Genomic DNA, 25,084 nt, shown 5'->3' on the forward strand with positions numbered 1-25,084 from the left:
CGGGATGGAACCTCGCACAGCCGGAGAGAGCCAGACGCAAGAGACGTCAGCGACATGAGCAGCTCTCCATAAGGCCCCCACACGCATCACCAGTGCGAGTCCGTTCCTGAAACTACATCCCGTAGACTTCGCTGATGGACGCCCCTGTGACCATGCCAGCAAACAACGGGTATTTTAAGAAACTAGCAGGTAGACATACCCCAAACGACATGCCTTGCGCCGGAGCGTATGATGGGCCTCCATCTCTCGACAGACGGAGGCACGCATGGAGCTCTTCCTCACGGGGCCAACGGCACTTGCGGTCATTCGCGCCGCACGTCATTCAGCTGGGCCCAACCTTGAATCCTGCGACCGGCGTCTGCCCAGTACCTTTGCCCGGCTGCCATTTCCCGCAGAGAGGATCGCTTGGCTTCTGGTGGGCAGTGCGGCGCACGTTGACGAGCGCCATCCCCTGCACCTGCTGGTGCCGCGGGCGGGGGCTCGACGCATACCGCACGCCATCCTCTGCCACGTCTGCGCACGCCCGCTTCCGAGCGGCTCGTTCCTGCGCATGCGCATGAGTCCGCAGAGCCTCGCTGCCTGTGGCCTCCCTTCCGACCTGCAGATCTTTGTCGATGCGCCCGCCTTGTGCATGGTACACATGTCCCAGCTGCTGCACGGATCCCCTCGAATCGTGACCCGCGACGAGTACCTCGCGTTCATACGGCTGACCGGGCTTGCGGGAGAGCTCTGTGGAACGTATGCGCGCAGTCCCGAGAGTCCCACCGACCCCCTGCTATGGAACGTCCGGCCTGTTCTCTCGACCGAGAGCCTGAAGGGATATCTGGCAGGCATCTCGCACCTGCGGGGCCTTCCACTCATGCGTGCCGTCGCCACGGTGACGGGAGACGGACAGGCCTCCCCCATGGAGACGCTCTGGCATCTTGTGCTCACGTGCCCCGCCAACTTGGGTGGCATCGAGCTTGGTGGAGTGCTTGAGAACGAACCGCTGGACATACCCGAGCATCTTGTCCATCGCCTTGCTCACGGCAGCATGAGGCCGGACTTCTTCTGGTCCCGCCTAGGGGTGGCCGTCGAGTACCAGGGGCAGGCATTCCACGGCCTCACGTCTGGGTACGACACGCTCGTGGAGGATAGCAATCGCATTCAGGATTACGCTGCGCTGGGCATAACATGCCTCACCATCACCTATGAGGACACGAGGACCGCGTCCGCGATGGAGCTCTGCATCAAGCGCATCCTCATTGCGGCAGAGCGCAGGGCAGGGCGGGCAATGGTGGCACGCTCTCGTGCCGCGCTTAAAGATGAACTGGGACGGCAGCGGCGCTCGCTGCTGATTGCCGCTCTCTGCCCATCATCCCGGTACACCTCCTAACTTCCCGGGCGACATATCATGCTTCGCTCTCCAGCCGTGCGAGGTCTCGCATAGGTAGTGCGAGGTCTTCTCGCCCAGGGCGCCTCGCATGCGGACTGGAGTCAGCACGCGAGACGGAATCGGCCGGAAAACCCAGCACAACAGAGGTGGAACCTCGCACGGCTGACATGGAACCTAGCACAGCTGGGATAGGACCTCGCACGACCGGGGGACTGAGAGAGAAAGCCTGGAAGGGCGAGCCCGAGAGGGGTAGGCTAGAAGCGCTGGACACGGCGGAGGGAGCGGCGCATGGACGAACGGGAGACCATAGTGACGCTGCGGCGCCTGGTGGACATCCTCGCCGAGGAGCGCGGCCGGGAGCGCGCGAGCGGCGGCGACCGGGACGAGCTCTGGGACGAGTTTCGCGCCTACGTGAACACGCGACAGCCCGTGCCCGCCACGGAGGAGTTCCTCTCACTGCAGGACGCGCTGCTCAAGAGCGAGATAGCGCGCAAGGGCATCGTGCGGGTGGAGGACACCGAGCCCTCCCCCACCGACGGCCGACTGCGCCTGTGGCAGGGCGACATCACCTGCCTGGCCGCCGACGCCATCGTCAACGCCGCCAACACGCAGATGCTGGGCTGCTGGGTGCCCGGCCACCACTGCATCGACAACGCCATCCACACCTATGCCGGCGTTCAGCTGCGCCTGGCATGCGCGGAGCTCATGCAACGGCAGGGTCACGACGAGCCGACCGGTCACGCCAAGGTGACGCCCGCCTTCAACCTGCCCGCGCGCTACGTGCTGCACACGGTGGGTCCCATCTATGCCGGACGCCCCTCTCCCCGGCAGGACCAGCAGCTGGCGGACTGTTACCGGAGCTGCCTCGACGCGGCAGAGGAGCTGGGACTTACGTCCGTGGCGTTCTGCTGCATCAGCACGGGCGTGTTCGGCTTTCCCCAGGAGCGCGCCGCACGCATTGCTGTGGACACCGTGCGCTCGTGGCTCAATGCGCAGGACAGCGACATGACCGTGGTGTTCAACACGTTCCTGGACACGGACACGGCCATCTACCAGCGCATACTGGGGCTGGGATCCTCCGACGACGTCGCCAGCTAATCCTCGCTTCGGTCGTGCGAGGTCTTACGCAGGCTGTGCGAGGTTTTCGCGCCCAGGGCGTCTCGCGTGCTGACTTCAGTCCGCACGCGAGGCGGAATCGATCGGAAAACCTCGCACAGCCGGCATGGAACCTAGCACAACCGGAGGCCGGGGTGGAACCCAGCGTAACCAACCATGCCCGGCAGACACTACCTAGTGCTTGTGCCTGCGGTAGCGGCGGCGCGTGGCATGGGCACTCCCCTTGCGGTCGGTGGCCTTGAGGCGCGCGATCACGTCGTCGGCACTCTTCCCCTCGAGCCGCGAGCGCAGCGCCACGACCTGGTCACGCAGCTGGGCTGCCCGCTCGAAGTCCATGTCGGCCGAAGCCTGGATCATCTCGTCCTCGAGTGACCCCAGCACGCGGGACACCTCGCTGGCCGAGAGGCCCGAGAGCTCCTCGGCCACGGCGTCGGCCGCCGCGCGCTTCTCCTCGCCGTCGCCGGCCTCAGCGCCTGCCGCCGTGAAGAACTCGCCGTCCACGCGCGACTTGTCGCCCAGCGTGGCCGCGGCCTCCTCGATGAAGCTCGCCACGTCGGTGATGGACTTGTGGATGGTCTGCGGCACGATGCCGTGCTCCTCGTTGAAGGCCTCCTGGATCGAGCGGCGGCGCGCCGTCTCGTCCATAGCCTCGCGCATGGAGTCGGTCACGCTGTCCGCATACATGATCACCTGGCCGTGGGCGTTGCGGGCCGCACGTCCCATGGTCTGGATGAGGCCGCGCCGATTGCGGAGGAATCCCTCCTTGTCCGCGTCGAGGATGGCCACGAGCGAGACCTCGGGGATGTCCAGGCCCTCGCGCAGCAGGTTGATGCCCACGAGCACGTCGATCTTGCCCAAGCGCAGCTCGCGGATGATGGCCACGCGGTCGAGCGTCGCCGTGTCGGAGTGCATGTAGTTCACGCGGATGCCCTCGTCGAGCAGGTGGTCGGTGAGGTCCTCGGCCATGCGCTTGGTGAGCGTGGTCACGAGCACGCGCTCCTTCTTGGCCGTGCGGGTCCTGATCTCGTCGATGAGATCGTCGATCTGTCCGCGCACCGGACGCAGCTCCACCTTGGGGTCCAACAGGCCGGTGGGACGGATGACCTGCTCCACCTCCTGCTGACTCACCTGTTCCTCGTAGTCGCCGGGCGTGGCCGAGACGTAGATGAACTGCGGGATGCGCCGCTCGAACTCGTCGAAGCGCAGCGGGCGGTTGTCGAGCGCCGAGGGCAGGCGGAAGCCGTGGTCCACGAGGGTCACCTTGCGCGAGCGGTCGCCCTCGTACATGCCGCGGATCTGCGGAACCGTCACGTGGCTCTCGTCGATGATGCAGAGCATGTCCTGGGGGAAGTAGTCGATGAGCGTGTAGGGTGGCTCGCCCGCCACACGGCCGTCCAGATGGCGCGAGTAGTTCTCGATGCCGGAGCAGTAGCCCATGGTCTCGAGCATCTCGAGGTCGTAGCTCGTGCGCTGCGAGAGGCGCTGGGCCTCGAGGATCATGTCGTTGTCCCTGAGCTCCTTGACGCGCCCCTCCAGCTCCTCCTCGATGGTCCTGATGGCATGGTTCACCTTGGGCCGCTCGGTCACGTAGTGCGAGGCGGGCCAGATGGGGATGGCATCGAACTCGCGCACGACGTCGCCGTTCAAGGCGTCCACCTCGGCGATGAGCTCCACCTCGTCGCCAAAGAAGCCGATGCGCAGGGGGTTCTCGGCGTAGGGCGGAAACACGTCCACGGTGTCGCCGCGCACGCGGAAGGTGCCGCGGGAAAGGTCGTAGTCGTTGCGGTCGTACTGGATGTCGATGAGCTCGCGGATGAGGTCGTCACGCTCGAGCGGCTGGGACTTGTCCACGTTGGGGGCGAGGCCCGCGTAGTCCTGCGGGCTGCCGATGCCATAGATGCAGCTCACGGATGCCACCACGATGACGTCGCGCCGGGAGAGCAGGCTCGAGGTGGCCTGGTGGCGCAGCTTCTCGACCTCCTCGTTGATGGAGGCGTCCTTCTCGATGTAGGTGTCCGTCTGCGGGACGTAAGCCTCGGGCTGGTAGTAGTCGTAGTAGGAGACGAAGTACACGACGGCGTTGTGGGGAAAGAGCTCCTTCATCTCGGACGCCACCTGGGCGGCCAGCGTCTTGTTGGGCTCCATGATGAGCGTAGGCCTCTGCACGGCCTCGATGGTCTTGGCCATGGAGAAGGTCTTGCCCGAGCCCGTGACGCCGAGGAGCGTCTGGTAGCGCAGGCCGCGCTCGACGCCATCCGTGAGCCTGGCGATGGCCTGGGGCTGGTCGCCCGCCGGATCGAAGTCCGAGACCACCTCCAGGCGCTCGGTGCCGTGCGTGAGGCCGAAGCGCTTGAGCTCGGCGCCAAAGCGCTCCTTGGCCTCGGGCGTGCCCGCCAGCGGCTCATAGGTGATGGTCGTTCCCTCGTCCGACACAAAGCTGCGTGCCTCTGCCATGCGACTCCCCTGCCATCCACGGTCATACAGGACAAGTGTACCCACCGTCCTCGCCCGCACGGCTTGGACACATTTGGCTCGTAAAGGAACCCCGGTCTCCGCAGGGTACCGCATCGAGCGGACACGTGCAGGGGATCTCGCAGGTCTGTGCCGGCGCCCACCGCCGTCCTTCCCTCGCCGACGCGCACCACCAACATCGCAGGGCACAGCAGGAACTTGCCAACGAGCCGCTATCCGTCGTACATGTCCTCAGCGCATACCAGGCGTATGTCATCAGACGTTCGCCGCTGGACAACGTCCTCGCCAACGCGGGCTTTCGTGAAGAGATAGAGCCACTGCCTGCGGTACCTCCCCATCAAGCTGCTCCTGGCCTGCAGCACGGACACTGCTTCGCTCACATTGACCGAGTTGCGCCACTTGCACTCGCCAAGCAGGACATCATGCTCAATCTCATCGGACGCGACCACGTCGATATCAGCCTGCTCATGTGCCACGGGGTCGGTCCTCCACCACGAGCCGACATTGGTCACCGTGAGGGGCAAGGCACCCTTTCGCGCCTGTCTCACCACCCATTCGCGACAGATCCGCTCGAAGACATGCCCCTCGTATTCGAGGCGTCGACTGCCCGAGAGCAGGCGCTCCGCCACCTGAGAGCCAAGGCCGTTCTCCACCGTCGTGACATAGGGCGCCACAAATCGGTACCAGAACGAGAACGCTGGGTCTGCTATGCGATAGATGCTGCGACGGCTCTTGGATGGTTCCCCGTGTGGCACGACCCGCTCCACTATCCCCAGGTCAATCAGCGTCTTGAGGTAGGCGGTTATGCTCGAGGGCGACACTGAGGCACGGTCTGCGATCTGGTTGGAGCGCGTGGCGCCATTCGCGAGGGCCCGCATGACCGAGCTGTACACCGCAGGATCACGCAGCTCCTGCCTCAGCAGCATGGACGGTTCCTCGAACATCAAGCCGGTACGATCAAAGAACAGCGCAGTCATGTTCTGCACATAGCCCTTGGTGGGGTCCAACGCCGCCAGATAGTAGGGTGTGCCGCCAAGACCTGCGTAATAGCTCATCCGCTCCTGTGGAGGGCAGGCAGGCATCATACGCGCGGCATCGAGATAGTCAAAGGGCAAGAGCTTGAGCTGAGCGCTGCGCCGGCCATAGAGGGGGCTCTTTTCGCCCAGGACCTTGCTTTTCATAAAGCCCTGATCGCTGCCGCACAGGACCATGAGGCAGTTGGTCCCCTTGAAGTCATGATCTATCGCCACCTGGAGGGCAGAAGGCAGGCTCGCGTCCGACGCCGCAGCATAGGGAAACTCGTCAAAGACGAGCAGCAGGTGATCACCTCTGGCCGCCTGTGCGACAAAGCGCAACGCATCACGCCAGCTGGCAAACGAGGGCATGGAGTCGGGCAGACCAACGTGGGCCGCCACTGCCGCCGTGAAGTCCCGAAGGTTGTCCACGTCGGACTGTATCTGGGCAGTGAAGAAGAGCGTCGGCTTATCGCCAGAGAAGCGCTCAAGCAAGGCGGTCTTCCCCACGCGTCGACGCCCATAGACCACCGCTAGCTGAAAGCCGCCCCGTGCCTTGTCGTACAGCTCCTGCAATATCCGCAGCTCTTCATCACGTCCGACGAACATCACGCACCTGCTAACATACTTACTGTAATAATACTTATCGCAACAAGTATGCTAGCACGAATACTTCTTTCTACGGTTCATCAGAGGTGCCATTCGTTCGGGCGGGCAGTCCTCCCTATCGTGCAGCGCGCAGGCCAACACAGAGCAAAGAAAGTAGGGGCCTCGCGTCGGAAAGGAGGAAAGGACGTAAGACCCCTTGAAGGCTGACGCAGAGCGCAGCTACTTGGTCTTGGAAGCGGGCTCCTGCTGCGTGATGCAGTGGACATTGCCACCACCGTAGACAATCTGCTCGGACTGGACGCCAACGACCTTGTAGGCACCTGCGCCCCAGGTCTCGTCATAAATCCTCTGCAGGGTCTCGACGGCGAGCGCGTCATTGGCGTCACTGTACTGTGGGGTGATGACGCCACCATTGGTAACGAGGTAGTTCATGTATGAAGCAATCAGCGGCTCATCGGCAACGCGAGGCTCGGCGTTCTCGTCGATGTCGATGGTGTCGCATGCCTCCTGGCTCATGTACAGCGGCTTAGCGGGCATCGGAAGCTTGTAGACCTTGAGCTTGCGGCCCTTGGCGTCAGTCGCATTGGAGAGGGTCTCGTACGCGGCATGGCACTGGCGGTAGAATGGATAGCTGAGATCGTCGGCCCAGATGACGGCAACGACGCCAGGGGCGATGAATGTGGCGACATCATCGATGTGGCCGTTGGTCTCCTCGGGATCGATGCCCTCCTTGACCCATATGACCTTCTCAACACCTAGATACTCCTTGAGGTGCTCGGTCATGTACGCGCGAAGCTCCTCGCTCCAGGGCTCGAACTTCAGCCGGTAGGTGGGCCAGATGGAATCAGGGTCCTCCTCCCTCTCGCGCACGGCAGAGGCGGTGCGGCCTGGGGAGAGCAGGCACTGGTCGGTGACGATGACCGTGCCCTCGCCGTCTACGGTGATGGAGCCGCCCTCTAGGATCATGTCATCGGGACGGTAGCGACGCACGCCGGAGAGCTCGGCCATCTTGAGCGCAATCTGCTCGTCCTTGTCCCAGGGGAAGTAGAGGCCGTCGACCATGCCGCCGTAGGCATTGAAGTGCCAGTGGTTGGCACGGACCTCGCCCTCGTCGTTGATGACGTAGGTGGCCCCCGTGTCTCGGAACCAGGCGTCATCGGTGGTCATCTCGATGACGGTGACGTTCTCATCCTCCTCGAAGACCGCCTTGCAGTTGGCGTAGTCGACCTGGTTGGCGCACATGTACACTGGAGTGAACGCAGCAATAGCGCGGGCGATGGCGGTATACTGCCTCTGTGCGGGCTTGGCGCCGTTCTGCCAGGTGTCGGTGCGGTGCGGCCAACCCATCCAGACGCGCCTCTGGGGAGAGAACTCCGCAGGCATGTAGAAACCATCGGACTTGGGGGTAGAGTCGGACTCGTAGATGGTGCGCATGGGATATTGCCTCCTTTTTGTGTGGGGTGGGAATGTCTTCCGCCCCAACCTATGGACAGCCAAGAACAGAATGCCTTCGAGGTAACGGGGCCGACTACCCTTGCGCCTCTGTGGCCGCCTCCTCGACCAAACGCCGCGCTGCAAGCTCAGGGGTGAGGCCCTTGTACTCTTCCTTGCGGTCGCGGGCAGACCAGATGCGAACGACCTCGCCGATGGCAAGCAGGACGAAGAAGCCAATGAGCATCGGAACCTTATCGCCAACCTCGCCGGCATTGAGCGGCACGATGGTCGCGACGATGGTGAGGACGAGAAGCACGGCGGGGACGATCAACGCCACCTTCATCATGGTGTCCTTGAAGGGGAACTCGAAGACGCGCTTGCGGCTTGGGTCGTTCTTGCGGAGGTTGATGAACGCCGGGAACATCGGGATGTAAGTCAGGAGCAGGAAGACCACGGAAAGGCCAAAGAGCATCCAGAAGATGTTGTTGGAGATGAACTCATTGGGGATGAGCTGGATGCAGAGAATCAGCGAGGAAACGACGCCATTGGTGATGGCGGCACCATCGGGCATGCCGGTCTTCTCGTTCATCTTGCCAAAGCACTTGGGCATGTTGCCGGTCTGGGCAGCGTAGGCTGCGACGGAGTTCACACCAAAGGACCATGAGGCCATGTTGGCAAAGAGCGTGATCAGGAACGCCACGCAGATGACCTTGAAGAGGACGGAGTCGCCCACCATGGTCTGGACTGCCACAATCATGCCATAGTCGGGGTCGATCTGATCAGCAGGGATGGCCGCACCGATGCCATAGCCTGTGAACAGGTAGATGATGGCAATGGTGGCGCCGCCTATGATGATAGCGCGGGGAATCTCAGTCTTGGGATTCCTCATGTCATCGGTCATAGTGCAGATGACCTCGAAGCCCATGAAGTTGAAGATGATGATCGAGAGGTATCCCAACGCCCCAAAGTTGGAGAGGTCGGGCAGGAAAGTCGCAGGGCTCATGTCAGTCGCGAAGCCGTGCTGGGTGGCATACCAGATGCCGAGGACACCAACGATGACGGCAACGGCTACCTTGATGATGGCGCCCCCATTGAGCACGATCTGGGAGTCGGATACCTTGGAGAAGGCCATGAAGGTAACGACCCAGGTGAAGGCAAGCTCCACGGCAATCGCGGCAAGGAGGTTGAACTCGATGCCAAACGCCATGTTGATGATGTCGGGGAACATGGTTGCTAGCGACGCAATCCAGAACGGGTAGTTGACCCAGTAGTAATAGGATGCGCGGGCGGCCCACTTGTCGCCAAGGCCGTCACGAATCCAGTCGATGATGCCACCCTCGCCATCGTAGGTGGTACCAAGCTCGGCGACAGCGAGGCCATAGGGCAGCAGGAAGGTGACGATCAAGAAGATCCACCAGAAGAACTGCTGGTTGCCGATGGCCGCGGCCGGCGCTGCTGCCTCGCACACAAAGACGACGCAGATGACGGTCGAGATGATGGTGAGAAACGAGAGTCCCTTCCTCTCACTCATGACGGCTCCTTTCCTTTACGGGTGCTGGGCCCTCCCAGCATAAGAACCTCCCCCGAGGCACTGGCCCACCGGGAGCACGCCACCTCAGGCTCTATCCAGCCCCATGCGCCATCCACCTAGGCCTGAAGAGCCTCGATGTGAGCGAGCGCGGCGTGCAGCTCCTCTTTGGAGGAGTAGTCCACGCCCTCGTCGTTGAGCGGGGTGCGCTTGCCAAAGGTGGCGAGAAGGGCACGGATGGAATGCTTGCGGTTCTCGGCCTCGTCCCAGCACAGCGAGCGCTCGGAGTCATCCATAACCTCGTCGGTTACCTCCTCGCCGCGGGTAGCGGGCAGACAGTGCATGAACTTAGAGTTGGGGCCGGCATAGTTCATGAGGTCCATGTTGACCTGGTACTTGGGATAGAAGACATCCATGTAGGACTCGCCACCCTCCTCGGCGTCGTAGAGGCCGTACCAGACGTCGGTGTAGACGAAGTCGGCACCCTTGATGCACTCGATGTCATCAGAAATCACGATGGTGCCACCGGACTCCTTGCAGTTGGCCTCGCCGATGGCAAGGAGGTCAACCTTGTTCTCAACCTGAAGGCCACCGTCGGTGATCTGGTGACCCTTGGGTCCGAACTGGACGAAGTGCATGCCGATCTTGGAGCAGATGAACATCAAGGACACGCAGACCTGGGTCGCGTCGCCGATGAAAGCGAGGGTGCAGTCCTCGATGCGTTTGCCCTCGGGGACATTCTCGAGCATAGTGAGAAGGTCGCCAATCTCCTGGGTTGGGTGGTTGTACTCGGACATGCCGTTGATGACGGCGACGGCAGAGCCCTCGGCCAGGCCCTGAACGTCCTTGTGACGGTTGACGCGGGCCATCATGATGTCAAGTAGGGACCCCATGACACGGGCTGTGTCGCCGAGGGACTCGTGGCCGCCGAGCTGGATGGTGCCGGGGCCGTAGAACTGGGCGTGGCCGCCGAGATCGGTCATGGCAGTCTCGAAGGAGAGACGGGTACGGGTGGAGACTTGCTGGAAGATCATGCCGAGGGACTTGTTGCGTAGGAGATGGGGGTAGTAGCCATTCTGCTTGATGGCCTTCTTCATTGCGATGGCGAGATCCTCGATCGCGAGAATCTGCTCCTTGGTAAAGTCGTTGGAATCAATGAAGTCCTTGACCATTGCCATGGCGCAACTCCTTTCCTGCCGGATCGCCCGGATCGCGTGGGGTGCGTCCTGCACCCCTCAAACGCCTTGGTGCACCCACTATCCAGAACTCCAGGGAACAGATCCAGCTTATTTGGGTTTAACGGGCATTTGTCGAAATACAACTCGGCTAAACTTGCGTATCGGTATTTTGGCCGCATAGCGTGCGCCTTGCTTCTCCCGATCACCCTATTATGGTAGGGGACAGGGAGCGTTCGAGACCGGTGCCGCTGTTTGGGAGGCAAGCGAGTGAGTGGCGTCATGTTCGCCTATACGATTGCATTGATCTTGGTCTGCGCCTGCGCAGCATTCCTGTCACTTGCCGCCTACTACGTCTCGCGCCGCCGCGCCCTCCTGGCACGCATCGGCTTTTTCGTCTTCTACATCCTCGACACAGTAGGCATCTTTGGTTCCGAGTGGATGATTCTCAGCCTCGAGCAAGACCCCTCCTTTTACTATGGCATCGAGAGTCCCGTGCTGAAGGTCCTTCTCTCGACGGGCGTGCTCCTGTGCTATTGGCTCATCGTCGCTCACGTCATCGACGAGCACGACCGTCGGGCACTCCTTGTCCCCACAGTGGCATATGTCGCCCTTGCCATCCTCGTCATCGCAGTCATGCCCTACGGCAAAGGCCGCCAGTGGTCGTACTACTCGCTGAGACAGGCCTTCCTCTACTTCACACAGGTCTATGCGTACCTCCGCTACCGCAGGTCCTGCGATGACGTCTATCGGACGCGCATGGCACGCCATTGCAGGACTTGGATCGTCATGTGGATCATCATCACGGCTATCCTCGTCGAAGACTCGTTGGTCATCCTTGTAGCGCCCATACCCAGCACCACGGACAGCTGGGCCATGTTCCTGTTCCTGTCCGCACGCAACGTCAGCGAGAACGTGATGGCGTGCTACGTGGCATATATCTGCACCAAAGACGCCGTCAAGCAGTTGAACCTCCGCGCGGAGAAGGCGCCCGAGGCCAGGCCTGACGCCACTGGCAAGGATGACCTCAAGTCCCACATCGACGAGCAGCTTCTGGGCTACGCGAGCGAGCACGGGCTCTCAAACCGGGAGTGCGAGATCTGCGCCATGGTCCTCGAGGGCAAGAACAACCGCAGCATCGCGCAGGAGCTCTACCTTTCCGAAGGCACCGTGAAGACGCACGTGCACAACATCATGAGGAAGACCCACACGGGCTCGCGCGACGAGCTCAAGAAATCGTTCTGGCAGCACTAGGGATACCGCCCCACACGTCTGTCGAAAGCTGCACCAAAGGTACGTGGTACCTTTGGTGCAGCTTTCATCTAGCTAGTAGTGGATACGGGTGCAGTTCCTGCCCTGGATGACGTCCTCGATGTCGTCAAGAAGGCCAATGTAGCACTCCCGGTCCGGGCGACACTCGAGGAAGCGCAGCGCCGAGCGGACCTTGGGTTCCATGGTGTCTTTCCCAAACTGACCCGCATCGGCGAGCCTGTGGAGTTTGGACACACTGATGTCACCGATGGCCTCCTGGTTCTTCCTGCCAAAGTTTTTGTAGACGTGGTCGACGTCGGAGAGGAAGACGAGAACGTCGGCATCGCAGTTGTCGCCAAGGAGCTCGGCGGCGTAGTCCTTCTCGATGACAGCTGGGATACCCTTGTAGCAGCCGTAGTCATCGGAGTCGCGGATGACGGGGATGCCACCGCCACCACAGGCGATGACAATGAAGTCGTTGTCGAGAAGGTTGAGGATGGACTCGGACTCCACAATCTTGCGGGGACGCGGCGAGGCCACGGTGCGACGGTAGCCACGCTCGTCCTTCGCGAACCTGAAGTCGGGGTGCTGCTTGGCCTGAGCATCCCTCTGGTCCTTGGTGAGGTGAGGACCCACACCCTTGGAGGGGTTGGCGAGTGAGGGATCATCGGGTTCCACCTCGATCTGGGTGACGACGGTGGCAACGTGCCATTTCTTGTCACCCTTGTGCATCTCGGCACCGAGGGCTTGCTGCAGGTGGTAGCCGATGTAGCTCTCGGTCATGGCGCCGCACTCAGGGAGGTCGGCGACGGGAACCTTGGGGTCCTCCGAGGCAGCAACGGAGAAAGCCCGCTGGATCATGTTGATCTGGTGGCCGTTGCCGTGGGTGATGATGACCTCCATGTCGTTGTTGATTGCCCTGAGCAGCGCGGGAGCTATCTCACGCATACGGGTGAGTTGGCGATCGAGCGCGTTGTCGAGGGCAAGACCTCCGAGGGAGATGACCACGCGCTTGAAACTGGTGCTCTTGTCAGTGACAGGCATGCTCTTCTCCCTGGGCCTAGTAGTGGATACGGGTGCCGGAGAGGCCACGAACAGCCTCGGGGGCCTTTTTGAGCGAGCCGATAATGGCCACGCGGTCGGGGCGGCCCTCGCAGAAGCGAATCGCCGCGCGCACCTTAGGCTCCATGGAACCCTTGCCGAACTGGCCCTCATCGGCATAGGAGTGGGCCTCGGAGACGGTGATGTCGATGAGGTCCTGCTGATCAGGTTTACCGAAGTTAATCGCCACATGGTCGACCGCAGTCAGGAGGACAAGCATGTCGGCGTCGCAGTCCTCTCCGAGAAGGGCGCCTGCCATGTCCTTGTCGATGACGGCGGGGACGCCCTTGTAGCAGCCGTAGTTGTCCGTGTCGCGGATGACGGGGATGCCACCGCCACCACAGGCGATGACGATGAAGTCGTTGTCGAGAAGGTTGAGGATGGACTCGGACTCCACAATCTTGCGGGGACGTGGCGAGGCAACAACGCGGCGGTATCCCCGGCCGGAGTCCTCGACGAACTTGAAGGAGGGATCCTGGGCGGCCTGGGATTCTGCCTGCTCCTTGGTGAGGAAGGGGCCGATAGGCTTGGTCGGAGCCTGGAAGGAGGGATCGTCGGCATCGACCTCAATCTGGGTGACGACCGTGGCAGCGTGATACTTCATGTTGGTCTTGTGCATCTGGGCACCGAGGGCCTGCTGCAGGTGATAGCCAATGTAGCCCTGGCTCATGGCACCACACTCCGGGAGGTCCATGACGGGGACCTTGGGATCCTTGGTCGAGGAGATGGCAAAAGCCTTCTGGATCATACCGACCTGAGGGCCGTTGCCATGGGTGATGATGATCTCAGTGTTCTCGTCAATCACGTCGAGAAGGGCGGGGGTGGCATGCCGGACGCGCTCGATCTGCTCCTTGGGCGTGTCGCCAAGGGCGTTGCCACCAAGGGCGATGACGACGCGCCTGCACCTACCTGGGAACTCTGCAGCCATATGACTCTCCTTGGTCCGTACCGCGTGACTTGGAACGCACGATATGAGTCGATGGTATTGCCCGGCAAGGGAAAACTGCACAACCAGGGTCAGCGGTCGAAGTTTCGCCGATTGTGGTAGATTTCCATATTTAGCTATATTTTTATAATTTTATGCCTAATATATATATTTATAGAGCTATATATGCTTATCCATCCATGCTAAACTGGGGCGGCAGGGATGGGGATTTTGGTTTATGGGACCCCTCGGATACTCACTCTGGCGCGAGGACGACCGGAAGTTGCTCCTTTTGGGCCTAGAATCGCCAGAAGGAGGTGACGAGGTCCTTGCGGGTACCTACGCCGGCCTTGGTGTAAATGCGGTGCAGATGTGCCTTGACCGTGCCAAGCGATATGTAGAGCTCGCTGGCGATCTGCTGAGAGCTCCTGTCCTGCAGGACGAGGCGGAGAACCTCCTTCTCACGCTCGCTCATCCCATGCTCGTCGCAGTAGCGCGGCAGGCGCGTGTCAATCGAGTCGGCGATTGCATGTTCCCGCATCTCGATCTTGTTCTCCGCAGGGTGGCGCGAGAAGACCTTGGCAAGCTCCCTGACATTCGTGACGAGGAAGTATGCGCAGGTGAAGACAATCACACACTCGGATATGTTACGCTGTGTGAGATGCCAGAAGAAGGCATGCCACAGGGAGTCCGCAGCAACGTGAGGGCGGAAGACCGCTATGAAGAAGACGTCCTCGAGGAGCATGACGCACATCATGACGAAGATGGTCCTGAGCCTACCTGCGCTACGCTCGATGTCGCTTCTCTCGATGTCGCTCGCACGTCTCGCGTACCACCAATGACCATAGACGAGGGCCCCGATGAGGAGAAGGTCCCTGCCGCCCCAGTAGAGCAGGTTGTGCGTGACGTCACCATTGGCGCTGCTGGGTGCGGCCACCACCAGGGCGACCGTGACCACGACCACGAAGGCGACGATGCGACGCGTGCCGAGCGGCGCATACACCCGCATGCAGACCCAGATCCACCAGAGGGTGACGAGGGCAACGCACAGGACAATCGACAAGGGTATGTAGGAGAGTCCCTGCTTGAAATAGTCGTCAAGATAGGGTTTGTCACCCGTGTACTCACTGAAGAAGATAATCGCCTGCTCGAAGGCATGCGCCACGAACGCCGCGGCCGAGACGAGCCACTGCCTGCGACCGGTCAGCGTCCAGGCCATGAGGCTCATTGAGCACGAGACGACATCCGCCACGAGGACAGCGATGGAGAACAGATACCATGCCAGACTCAAACCCTACCCCTCCTTACTCCTCGCGTCGATGCAAGCACCGATGATACGTTGGCGGAGCCGCGCGCTGGCGGGTCGTTCGGCAAGTTGGCGTTCCTGCCACACGATCGAGACAAGGTGCGGACGGCCATCACCGTCCGCACCCCCCAAAAAAGGCAATCGCCCATCTGTTCAACTTCGACCCCTAGGCCTCGTAGACGACCTCGCCACCGATGATAGTAAGTGCGGCCTTGGTCTCAAGCACCTCGGCAGGAGTGCAATCGAAGAGGTTATGGTCGAGGACGGTGATGTCGGCCAGCTTACCGGCAGACAGGGTGCCCAGACGATCCTCGACACCCATGGCGTACGCCGAGCCATAGGTATAGCCCCTCAAGGCCTCCGCCATCGTTATCCGCTCTTCGGGGAACCAGCCATCAGGGTTGGACTGATCCTCGAGCATGCGGTAGACGGCACCGTAGATCTCCTCGGTGGGGTCGATGCCCACGACGGGAAAGTCGGAACCAAGGTGCACGTTGGCCCCCGAGGCCGCAAGGCTGTGAAGCGGCCAGGAGAGGGCGGCACGCTCGGGGCCGACGGCTGCGTCCTTGGCAAGGTCGGCCATGTCGAGAAGCATGTGCCACGGCTGCATGGCAGGGCTCACGCCCAGGCGGGCGTAGCGCAGCAGGTCCTCGGGCTGGATGGTCTCGTTGTGCTCGATGCAGTGGCGCAGGCCCTGCCTGCCGTAGAGCCTCTCCCCCTCCTCGAAGCAGTCGAGCACGTGACGTATGGCCCTGTCTCCTATCGCATGGAGACGGACGGGCACCCCTTGCTTGCAGGCCTCAAGGATGTTCTTGCGAACGCGCTCGGGATCTTCGGCGGGCTCGCCCGTGGTCGAGGGATCGTTGGCGTAGGGCTCGATCATCCAGGCGGTGTGGTCGGAGCAGACGCCATCGAGGAACTGCTTGAGGCCACGCCATTCGATGGTGGTGTCGGGAAAGTCGTACTCCGCCCTGATCTGGTCGAGCGTCTTGGTCTCCAGGTCGAAGAGGTCAGTGTACATGAAGACGCGCAGGGGGAAGTTGCCCTCACGGCACATGTCCGCAAAGACGGCGTAGGGGTTCTTGAGACTCACGAAGGTGGGGTGCACGGCACCAACCGAGGTGATGCCGCACCTGTTGGCGTATCTGACGGTCTTCTCAAACGACTCCCGCGCACGCTCCAGGGGCGGGTTGTAGATGGCCTCCATGAAGACACCGGCGGCGTTGTTGGAGAGGACGCCGGTGAGGTCACCATTCTCGTCGCGGAGGAACCTGCCGCCCGAGGGGTCCTGGACGTCTCGGGTGATACCCATCTTCTCCAGGGCGCGGGTGTTGACGCTGAAGGTATGGAGATCCACCTGCTGGAGAAAGACCGGCCGATCGGCGATGTAGGCGTCGATCATAGCCGCAGTCGGCATCTCGGGTGTGGCCCACTGGAACTGGATGACCTGGACGCCGAGAATCCACTCGTTGTCGGGATGAGCGTCCGCGAAGGCCACGACACGTTCCATGCACTGCTCGAAGCTCGTGCAGTCGATGAGGTTGACGCAGAAGTCGGCGTCGGTCGTCATCGAACCCTGCGCGAAGTGGGTGTGAGAGTCAATGATGCCGGGCATGACGAGCTTGTCGCCAAACTCGCGGACCTCGGTGTCCGTTCCGATGAAGGGGGCGAGGTGACGCTCGTCACCACACGTCAGGATCTTGCCATCCGCAATGGCGACACCACCCTTGAAGGGGGGCATGCCGGTGCCGGTGAAGACGTTGTCGGACCTTACGACCAGCTCTGCGAACATGAAGATACTCCTTCCTTGCCAGAGGGACCCACACCAGGAAGGACCAGGCATGGGCCCGAGGGACTTCCTAGGCAGATGAGAGGGTGGCGAGGCGCCTGTTCTCGACGGCCACGATCGCAAGGCAGATGGCACCACAGGCGATGTCGGTGATGAGGAGGCCATACCAGACGCCATCGGCATTGCCTACCATGTTGCCGACGAGGGTCATGATCGGGCAAGCGAGAATGACATAGCGCAGCAGCGAGACAACCGTCGCGAAAAAAATCTTCTCGACCGCCTGGAGGTAGGAGCTGACCATGGTGGCCATGAAGCCGAGGCAGGCAGCGAGGATGAAGATCCTCAGCGCCTGGGCAGAGATCTGGGTCAGGACAGGGTCACCGCCGTCGAAGAAGCTGGAGATGGGGGCACCGAGGGCGAAAACCGCGACCGAAAGGACCGCCGTGACGACGACCTGGACGATGACCGACCAGTTGAGAGCCTCCTTGAGACGGCCATAGCTCTTGGCGCCGTTGTTGACGGAAGCAAGGGGCTGCAGACCGTAGGAGAAGGCGTTCACGAACATCATGATGATGTAGACGATGTAGCCGTTGATGACGGCGAAGGCGCCGATGTAGCTGGAGCCGTTCTCGCCACCAAGGTTGCCGAGCAGGTTGTTGGCCACGGTGTTGTAGATGAAGGTACCGGCCTGCGTCAGGAAGAAGGGGAAGCCAATCTTGAAAATCTCACCATAAACGACGAGGTCGGGCACCATCTCGTCGGTGGTAATCCTGTATTCAGCCTTAGGGCCAACAAAGTAGATGAGACCTGCGGCCCAAATGCCGATAGAGAGGCCATAGTAGATGCCCGCACCGATGGTTCCCAGGTCAAGCACCAGGACCGAGACGGCAAGCCAGATGATGGCGATGACGGCCGAGATGGTCATGAGGTTGGCGGATTCCTGCGGCTTGCCGATGACGCGCAAGACGCCGGTGAGCATTTGGCCCATGATGGTGAAGACGAGAAGGACGCCAAAGGCCCGGATGCCGAGGACGGAGTCGATCAGGATGTCCTCGGTGGCCCCGAAGAAGATGGCAAGCGGCTCGGGGAAGACCTCGAAGACGATGGCGACGATGAGAGCAACATAGGTGGTGAACCAGAAGCCCTGGCCAAAGACGTGCTTAGCGGCCGTGGTGTCTCCAGCGCCAAGGCGGTTGCCGATGACGGTGGGAATGCCGGTACCGAAGAGGTTACCAAACGATAGGTTGATGTACTCGACGGACATGATGATCGAGACGCAGGCGAGCCCATGCGCGCCAAGGCCGATGCCCATGATGACGCCCTCAAGAACGACCATGATCACCTGGGCGAGCATGCCCTGCATGGTGACGAGCGCGTACTTGTTGAACGTCTTCTTGACAGGTGCGCTGAGTAGCTCAAGGTCCTCAGCAGACTGCTCTGCGGCTTGAGTCGCTTCCTCTGCCATGTTCCCTCCAGTTTGGCCCATATGCTTCTTCAGGTGCCATGTCGCCGGTCCTTGAGTCACATTGTGCAGCCAAGGTCTCGAGCTTGAGCAGTATCCAACGGGTTTACCGTACGCCAAGCGAGGGTTTAATGGTGATTACAAAGCGTTCACCTGCCCATCTTGCCCTACCCCAGGCCTCGAAGCTCCCTGAACCTCCGCAGCTCGCAAAGCATGAGCACCAGCACCAGCACGCCCGTGAGGAGGTTTGCCACGGGCTGAGCAAACCACACCCCCTCGACGCCCATGACGGGACCCAGCACATAGATGAGCGGTATGGTGAACATGAGGTAGAGGGCGCACCCGCAGACAACGGACTTGACTATGGCGCCTATGCACTCGAAGTAGCTGGAGAGAAGCTGCCCGAGGTATCCAAGGGCGCACAGGGAGACGACGATGCGGACGGGGGTGGCGGAAGCCTCCGCCAGTACAGGGTCGTCGAGGGCGAACAGCTGGCAGGCCGCCTCGGGGAACAGGCAGACGAGGGCCGACGCCACCACCATGAACGCCGTCTGGATGAGGGCCCCCTTCACAAGGAGCTCAGAGAGGCGATCATAGCGCCTAGCGCCGATGTTGAACGAGCTGATGGCCTGCATGGCGAAGCCGAATGCCATGACCACTAGCATGAGCACGTAGACGATGTATCCGTTGACGATGGCGAACGCCGCGATATCCATCGAGCTTCCCAGCACCCCAAGGCGGTTGTTCACGACCATCGTGTAGGCGGAACTCGCGACCTGCAGCACGAAGTATGGGAGGCCAATCTTGAGGACGCCGCCAACGACCTTGGCACCCAGCCTCATGTCCTCGCGGCGGATTCGCAGCACCGAGGTGCCACCGGGGAGAAAATGCCTCACCCCGAGCGCCCAAAGCCCGATGGTGAACCCAAAGTAGATGCCTGCGCCGGTGACACCCCACCCAAGCACGAGCACAGTAAGTGCCAGGATGACGATGGCGACCACCGATGACAGAATCTGCAGATTGGCTGCCACCTGGGGCTTCTCATCCACACGAAGGACCGCATTGGTAACCTGTCCGACAATCGTGAACGGGAAGAACGCCACAAAGCACCTGACGCCAAGGAGTGCATCGGCATAGATGTCATCCGTTGCCCCCAGCAGATGGACGAGATGGGGAGAGAGGAGCTCAATGGCCACCGTCATCCCTGCGGCAACATAGACCGTAAGCCAAAAGCCCTGGCCAAAGGCCCTCTGCGCACCGTTGTCATCGCCCGCGCCAAAGCGGGTGCCAACAAGCGCGGAAATGCCGATGCCCAGGGCACCTCCCGTGGCCAGGTTGAGGAACTCGACCGAGATGATGATGCTGACACACGCAAGGCCATGGGACCCGAGCCCGTATCCCATGATGATTCCCTCGAGTATGACCATGACTATCTGGGCCACCATACCGGACAACGAGATGAGGCTGTACTTCACAAACAGCTTGCCTATTGGCAGCGTACCAAGCTCGCGCCCCTCTTTGGCGCGTCCTGCTTCGACCACATCGCCCATGTGACCCCCACTTACTTGTATTCGACGTTCCCCAAAACATACGGCTCTGTCCACCCCCGCTAAGGTTTATTCGGGTTTATGCCAGCCTGCTTTCGGCATGTGGTGCGCCTCGGCTGACACGCGGACCCACTTGCCCGTGTTTTTGCGTCTGTGATAGGTGGTACCATCCGAGCCTCGGGGAGACAGGAGACGCCGTTGGCGTCGCAAAAAAGAGGCGCCCACCTGATGTGGACGCCTCAGCCGTACGTGGTTTGAGACAGGAGTACTGTGTGAGCCTTACGCGTCGGCGTACATGGCCTTCAGCTTGAGGAGGTGCTGGTAGCGATCCATGGCCGCCTGCTCGCTCTCGGCGAAGAGCTCCTCGGCGCGATCGGGGAAGCTCTGGGTGAGGCTGGCGTAGCGGGCCTCGTTCATGAGGAAGTCGCGGTAGCCGCCCTTCGGCTCCTTGGAGTCCAGCGTGAACTTCTTGCCCTCCGCGGCCTCGGGGTTGAAGCGGAAGAGGTTCCAGTAGCCGCACTCGACGGCCTTCTTCATCTCCTCCTGGCAGTGGATCATGCCACCCTTCTTGATGGAGTGCATCTCGCAGGGGCTGTAGCCGATGATGAGGGACGGGCCGTCGTAGGCCTCGGCCTCGGCGATGGCCTTGAGCGTCTGGGGCATGTTGGCACCCATCGCAACCTGGGTGACGTAGACGTAACCATAGGACATCGCGATCTCGGCGAGGGACTTCTTCTTGGTCGTCTTGCCGGACGCCGCGAACTGGGCCACCTGACCGAGGTTGGACGCCTTGGAGGCCTGGCCGCCGGTGTTGGAGTAGACCTCGGTGTCGAACACGAAGACGTTGACGTCGTTGTTAGACGCCAGGACGTGGTCGAGACCACCAAAGCCGATGTCATAGGCCCAGCCGTCGCCGCCGAAGATCCAGAAGGACTTCTTGGAGAGGTAGGACCTGTCGGCCAGGATGGACTTGGCAGCGTCGGAGCCGTCCTCCTGGAGCGCTTGGACATAGGCGGCGGAGACGTTCTGGGAGACGCCGCTCTGGTTGCGGCCATCCAGCCAGGCCTGGGCGGCCTCCTTGAGGGAGTCGCTCACGTTGCCGGAATCGATGAGCTGCTGGGTAGCGGTGGCAAGCCTGTTCTGCTCGGCCTCATAGCCCAGGAACAGACCCAGGCCGTGCTCGGCGTTGTCCTCGAAGAGGGAGTTGTTCCACGCGGGACCGTGGCCCTCGGCGTTCACGGTGTAGGGCGCGGTGGCCGCGGGGTTGCCCCAGATGGAGGAGCAGCCGGTGGCGTTGGAGATGTACATGCGGTCACCGAAGAGCTGGGTCACGAGACGCGCGTAGCTGGTCTCGGCGCAGCCGGCGCAGGAGCCGGAGAACTCGAGCAGCGGCTTGTGGAACTGGCTGCCCTTGACGTTCTTGTCGCTGATGAGGTCCTTCTTCTCGGAGACCTCGTTGACTGCGTAGTCCCAGACCTCAGCCTGCGCGGCCTCTTCCTCCTGCGGAACCATGGTGAGCGCACCGCCGTCGGCCTGCGTGCTCTTGGGACACGCGGTGAGGCAGTTGTAGCAACCCATGCAGTCCAGCGGGGAGACGGCGATGGTGAAGGTGTAGCCCGTGCCCTTGGGGACCTTGAGCTCCGTGGTCTTCATGGCAGCGGGCGCCGCGGTGGCCTCCTCGGGGGTCATCGCAACCGGGCGGATCGTGGCGTGCGGGCACACGTAGGCGCAGCTGTTGCACTGGATGCAGAGGTCCGGGTTCCAACGGGGCACCATGACCGCCGTGCCGCGCTTCTCGTACGCGGAGGCACCCAGCTCCCACTGGCCGTCCGGGTTGTCCTTGAAGACGGAGACGGGCAGGCTGTCGCCCTCCATGAGGTTGATGGGACCAAGCAGCTCCCTCACCTGCCTGACGATGGCGTCGCGACCCTTGAGGTCGGGCACCTTGGGCTTGTCCTCGGCCGTTGCCCAGTCGGCAGGCACCTCGAACTTGTGGAACGCGGTGGCGCCGGCATCGATGGCCTTCCAGTTGGACTCGACGATGGCCTGGCCCTTCTTGGCGTAGGACTTCTCGGCGGCATCCTTCATGTACTGGATGGCCTCCTCGGCGGGAAGCACCTTGGCCAGCGCGAAGAACGCGGACTGCAGCACCGTGTTGGTGCGCTTGCCCATGCCCACCTTGGCGGCGAGGCCGATGGCGTCGATCAGGTAGACGTTGATGCCGTTCTTGGCGATGTAGCGCTTGGCGACCGCCGGCAGGTGGTTGGCGAACTCCTCGTCGGACCACTGGCAGTTGACCAGGAAGGTGCCGCCCGGCTTGAGGTCGCGGGCCATGGCGAAGCCCTTGATGATGTAGCTGGGGTTGTGGCAGGCCACGAAGTCGGCCTTGGCCACATAGTAGGGCGAGCGGATGGGAGAGTCACCGAAGCGCAGGTGCGAGATCGTGACGCCACCCGTCTTCTTGGAGTCATACTGGAAGTAGGCCTGGACGTACTTGTCCGTGTGGTCGCCGATGATCTTGATCGAGTTCTTGTTGGCGCCCACCGTGCCGTCGCCACCAAGACCCCAGAACTTGCACTCGATGGTGCCGGGGGCAGAGGTGTTGGGGGCATCGGGATCCATGGGCAGCGACAGGTTGGTGAGGTCGTCCACGATGCCGATGGTGAACTCGCGCTTGGGGGCATCCTTCTTGAGCTCCTCGAACACGGAGAAGGCTGCCGCGGGCGGCTCGTCCTTGGAGCCGAGGCCGTAGCGGCCGCCGGTGACGGTGAGGTCGGACGCGCCGGACTCGAACAGAGAGCTCACGACGTCCTGGTAGAGGGGCTCACCGATGGAGCCGGGCTCCTTGGTGCGGTCGAGCACGGCGACCTTCTTGACCGTCTTGGGCAGCGCCGCCATGAAGTCCTCCACGGACCAGGGGCGGTACAGGCGCACCTTGACGAGGCCGACCCTCTCGCCGTGGGCGTTGAGGTAGTCGACAACCTCCTCGAGCGTGTCACAGAAGGAGCCCATGCAGACGACGACGCGATCGGCGTCATCGGCACCGTAGTAGTCAAACAGGTGATAGTCGGTGCCCAGCTTGGCATTGACCTTGTCCATGTAGGACTGCACGATGGCGGGCAGTGCCGTGTAGCGGGCGTTGCAGGCCTCGCGGTGCTGGAAGAAGATGTCGCCGTTCTCATGGGAGCCGCGGGCGCTGGGATGCTCGGGATTGAGTGCGTGGTCGCGGAACCTCTGGAGGGCCTCGGTGTCCACCATGTCGGCGAGATCATCGAAGTCCCAGGTGGCAACCTTCTGGATCTCGTGCGAGGTGCGGAAGCCGTCGAAGAAGTTGAGGAACGGCGTGCTGCCGGCGAGGGCCGCCAGGTGCGCCACGGGCGAGAGGTCCATGACCTCCTGCACGTTGCCCTCGGCGAGCATGGCGAAGCCGGTCTGACGGCAGGCCATGACGTCGGAGTGGTCGCCGAAGATGTTGAGCGACTGCGTGGCCACGGTGCGCGCGGACACGTGGAAGACGCCGGGCAGGCCCTCGGCGGCGATCTTGTACATGTTGGGGATCATGAGGAGCAGGCCCTGTGACGCCGTGTAGGTGGTGGTGAGGGCACCGGCACCGAGGGAGCCGTGCACGGTGCCGGAGGCGCCGCCCTCGGACTCCATCTCGACGATCTTGACGGGGTTGCCAAAGACGTTCTTGACACCCTGCGCGGCCCACTGGTCGACGTGGTCTGCCATGGGACTTGACGGGGTGATGGGATAGATGCCCGCCACCTCGGTGAACGCATACGAGACCCAGCCTGCGGCCTCGTTGCCATCCATGGACTTGAACTTTCTCGCCATATCCTCTCCTTAGAAAAGCGATACGGTCCGTAGGCGTCTGTCTACGGCTGATACCTATAGACAAGCGTGGGCCGCGCCGGCTCCCTTGTGTCCCCGCAGGGCGCGTCCCCGCCACCTCAATAGTACCGCAACGGGACGTCATCGCAGGGCTGGTCGCCGTGCGGTGGCCATAGCCTGTGGGGCGGAGCCACCGAGAATCCCTAGAGACGTAGGCGTAGGCGCCCCATCAATCCAGCTGCATCAGGTTGCAACCGCGGTGCATGTCCCGCATCCCGTAGTCGGCAAGGGCGACAGTTCGCTTCGCCCCCTTGAGGTACTGCAGGATGTCTCCAGCTGGAGGCGCAGCTCCTCGACTGAGTCGACAATCCGCTGCGCCACGAGCGCCGGCCTCATACTCGACCTTGTGCCCCAGACACGCAATCGCAAGTGCGATGATGAGTAGAATCGGGACGGGCAACGTCGCCACGGAGGACTTATGGGATGCAAGGTCATACTCATTCGCCATGGGCTCACCTACTGGAACGCCAGGAAGATGATGCAGGGTCAGGTCAACATTCCCCTCAACGACGTGGGAGTCCGACAGGCAAGGGGCCTTGCAAGGCAGATCTCTCCATTTCCGCTTGACGTCTGCTACGCCAGTCCCCTGGGACGTTCGCTCAAGACGGCACAGCTCGCCCTCGAAGACCGCGACATACCCATAATCAAGGACGAGCGCCTGATCGAGCATGGCTACGGTCTCCTCGAAAGCACCAGCTATCGCCGGACACCCTGGTTTCGGCTCACCTCACAGGCATATAACTACGAGTGCCACCCCGAACGCTACCGCGCGCCCATTGGCGGGGAGACCTTCGAGGACGTCTACGCCCGCGCACGCAGCTTCATAGACGAGGTGCTCCTGCCGGAGGCGGAACGACACGACGGCATCCTGGTGGCGGGACACGGCGGGATCAACTGCGCCATCATGGGATGCCTGTTTGACATACCTCTCAAGGACTTCTGGAGCGTCAAGCAGGCCAACTGCGGCTACACCGTCATCGATGTCGACAACGGAACCCCCGCCATCGAGTACTCGACTCCCGTGGAGGTTAATGCGAGGTAGGTCGAGGTGGGCCGGATGGCCCAGTCCAATGCCCCGTCGGTCTGC

Annotated in this window: 16 protein-coding genes; 4 read left to right on the plus strand and 12 right to left on the minus strand. The window is 62.0% G+C overall.

What is annotated here, in order from left to right; translation table 11 throughout:
* Positions 1–265: 265 nt before the first annotated feature.
* On the plus strand, positions 266–1,375 hold the full coding sequence (locus J2S71_RS00235; protein ID WP_307388009.1) for a hypothetical protein: 1,110 nt from the start codon (positions 266–268) through the stop codon (positions 1,373–1,375).
* 288 nt (positions 1,376–1,663) lie between these two features.
* Complete coding sequence (locus J2S71_RS00240) at positions 1,664–2,473, plus strand: protein-ADP-ribose hydrolase (RefSeq protein WP_307388011.1); 810 nt, start codon at positions 1,664–1,666, stop codon at positions 2,471–2,473.
* A 192-nt stretch (positions 2,474–2,665) separates the two neighbouring features.
* Here the strand turns inward: J2S71_RS00240 and uvrB are convergent, their stop codons facing one another.
* The 5 genes from uvrB to ptcA all read right to left on the minus strand — a co-directional run bounded on the left by uvrB (position 2,666) and on the right by ptcA (position 10,725).
* The gene (gene uvrB, locus J2S71_RS00245) at positions 2,666–4,945 is read right to left on the minus strand and encodes an excinuclease ABC subunit UvrB (RefSeq protein ID WP_307388013.1); all 2,280 of its coding nucleotides are present in this window, start codon (positions 4,943–4,945) and stop codon (positions 2,666–2,668) included.
* A 230-nt stretch (positions 4,946–5,175) separates the two neighbouring features.
* Positions 5,176–6,585, minus strand: a complete 1,410-nt coding sequence (locus J2S71_RS00250; RefSeq protein ID WP_307388016.1) for an ATP-binding protein — start codon at positions 6,583–6,585, stop codon at positions 5,176–5,178.
* 219 nt (positions 6,586–6,804) lie between these two features.
* Positions 6,805–8,019: an agmatine deiminase family protein gene (locus tag J2S71_RS00255; RefSeq protein ID WP_307388017.1), complete on the minus strand. Its 1,215-nt coding sequence runs from the start codon at positions 8,017–8,019 to the stop codon at positions 6,805–6,807.
* A 94-nt stretch (positions 8,020–8,113) separates the two neighbouring features.
* Positions 8,114–9,550, minus strand: coding sequence for an APC family permease (locus J2S71_RS00260; RefSeq protein WP_307388019.1), 1,437 nt, complete (start codon positions 9,548–9,550; stop codon positions 8,114–8,116).
* 116 nt (positions 9,551–9,666) lie between these two features.
* Positions 9,667–10,725, minus strand: a complete 1,059-nt coding sequence (gene ptcA / locus J2S71_RS00265) for a putrescine carbamoyltransferase (protein ID WP_307388020.1) — start codon at positions 10,723–10,725, stop codon at positions 9,667–9,669.
* Between the two features lie 267 nt (positions 10,726–10,992).
* On the opposite strand from ptcA, the gene J2S71_RS00270 reads away from it, so the two are divergent.
* On the plus strand, positions 10,993–11,976 hold the full coding sequence (locus J2S71_RS00270; protein ID WP_307388021.1) for a helix-turn-helix domain-containing protein: 984 nt from the start codon (positions 10,993–10,995) through the stop codon (positions 11,974–11,976).
* A gap of 72 nt (positions 11,977–12,048) precedes the next feature.
* Here J2S71_RS00270 and arcC (J2S71_RS00275) read toward each other — a convergent pair whose 3' ends face one another.
* The 7 genes from arcC (J2S71_RS00275) to nifJ all read right to left on the minus strand — a co-directional run bounded on the left by arcC (J2S71_RS00275) (position 12,049) and on the right by nifJ (position 23,940).
* The gene (arcC, locus tag J2S71_RS00275) at positions 12,049–13,017 is read right to left on the minus strand and encodes a carbamate kinase (protein ID WP_307388022.1); all 969 of its coding nucleotides are present in this window, start codon (positions 13,015–13,017) and stop codon (positions 12,049–12,051) included.
* Positions 13,018–13,033: 16 nt separating this feature from the next.
* Entirely contained in the window at positions 13,034–14,002 is a 969-nt protein-coding gene (gene arcC, locus J2S71_RS00280; protein WP_307388024.1) for a carbamate kinase, read from the minus strand.
* Positions 14,003–14,297: 295 nt separating this feature from the next.
* The gene (locus J2S71_RS00285; RefSeq protein WP_307388025.1) at positions 14,298–15,290 is read right to left on the minus strand and encodes a helix-turn-helix transcriptional regulator; all 993 of its coding nucleotides are present in this window, start codon (positions 15,288–15,290) and stop codon (positions 14,298–14,300) included.
* Between the two features lie 181 nt (positions 15,291–15,471).
* The gene (locus tag J2S71_RS00290; protein ID WP_307388026.1) at positions 15,472–17,097 is read right to left on the minus strand and encodes an amidohydrolase; all 1,626 of its coding nucleotides are present in this window, start codon (positions 17,095–17,097) and stop codon (positions 15,472–15,474) included.
* 67 nt (positions 17,098–17,164) lie between these two features.
* Positions 17,165–18,559: an MATE family efflux transporter gene (locus tag J2S71_RS00295; RefSeq protein WP_307388027.1), complete on the minus strand. Its 1,395-nt coding sequence runs from the start codon at positions 18,557–18,559 to the stop codon at positions 17,165–17,167.
* A 164-nt stretch (positions 18,560–18,723) separates the two neighbouring features.
* Entirely contained in the window at positions 18,724–20,106 is a 1,383-nt protein-coding gene (locus J2S71_RS00300) for an MATE family efflux transporter (RefSeq protein ID WP_307388028.1), read from the minus strand.
* Positions 20,107–20,382: 276 nt separating this feature from the next.
* Entirely contained in the window at positions 20,383–23,940 is a 3,558-nt protein-coding gene (nifJ, locus tag J2S71_RS00305; protein ID WP_307388029.1) for a pyruvate:ferredoxin (flavodoxin) oxidoreductase, read from the minus strand.
* A 475-nt stretch (positions 23,941–24,415) separates the two neighbouring features.
* Between nifJ and J2S71_RS00310 the strand changes: the two genes are divergently transcribed.
* Entirely contained in the window at positions 24,416–25,039 is a 624-nt protein-coding gene (locus J2S71_RS00310) for a histidine phosphatase family protein (RefSeq protein WP_307388031.1), read from the plus strand.
* The last annotated feature ends 45 nt before the right edge of the window (positions 25,040–25,084 follow it).

Origin of the sequence: Olsenella profusa DSM 13989 (assembly GCF_030811115.1) — a bacterium.
Classification (GTDB): Bacteria; Actinomycetota; Coriobacteriia; order Coriobacteriales; family Atopobiaceae; genus Olsenella_F; species Olsenella_F profusa.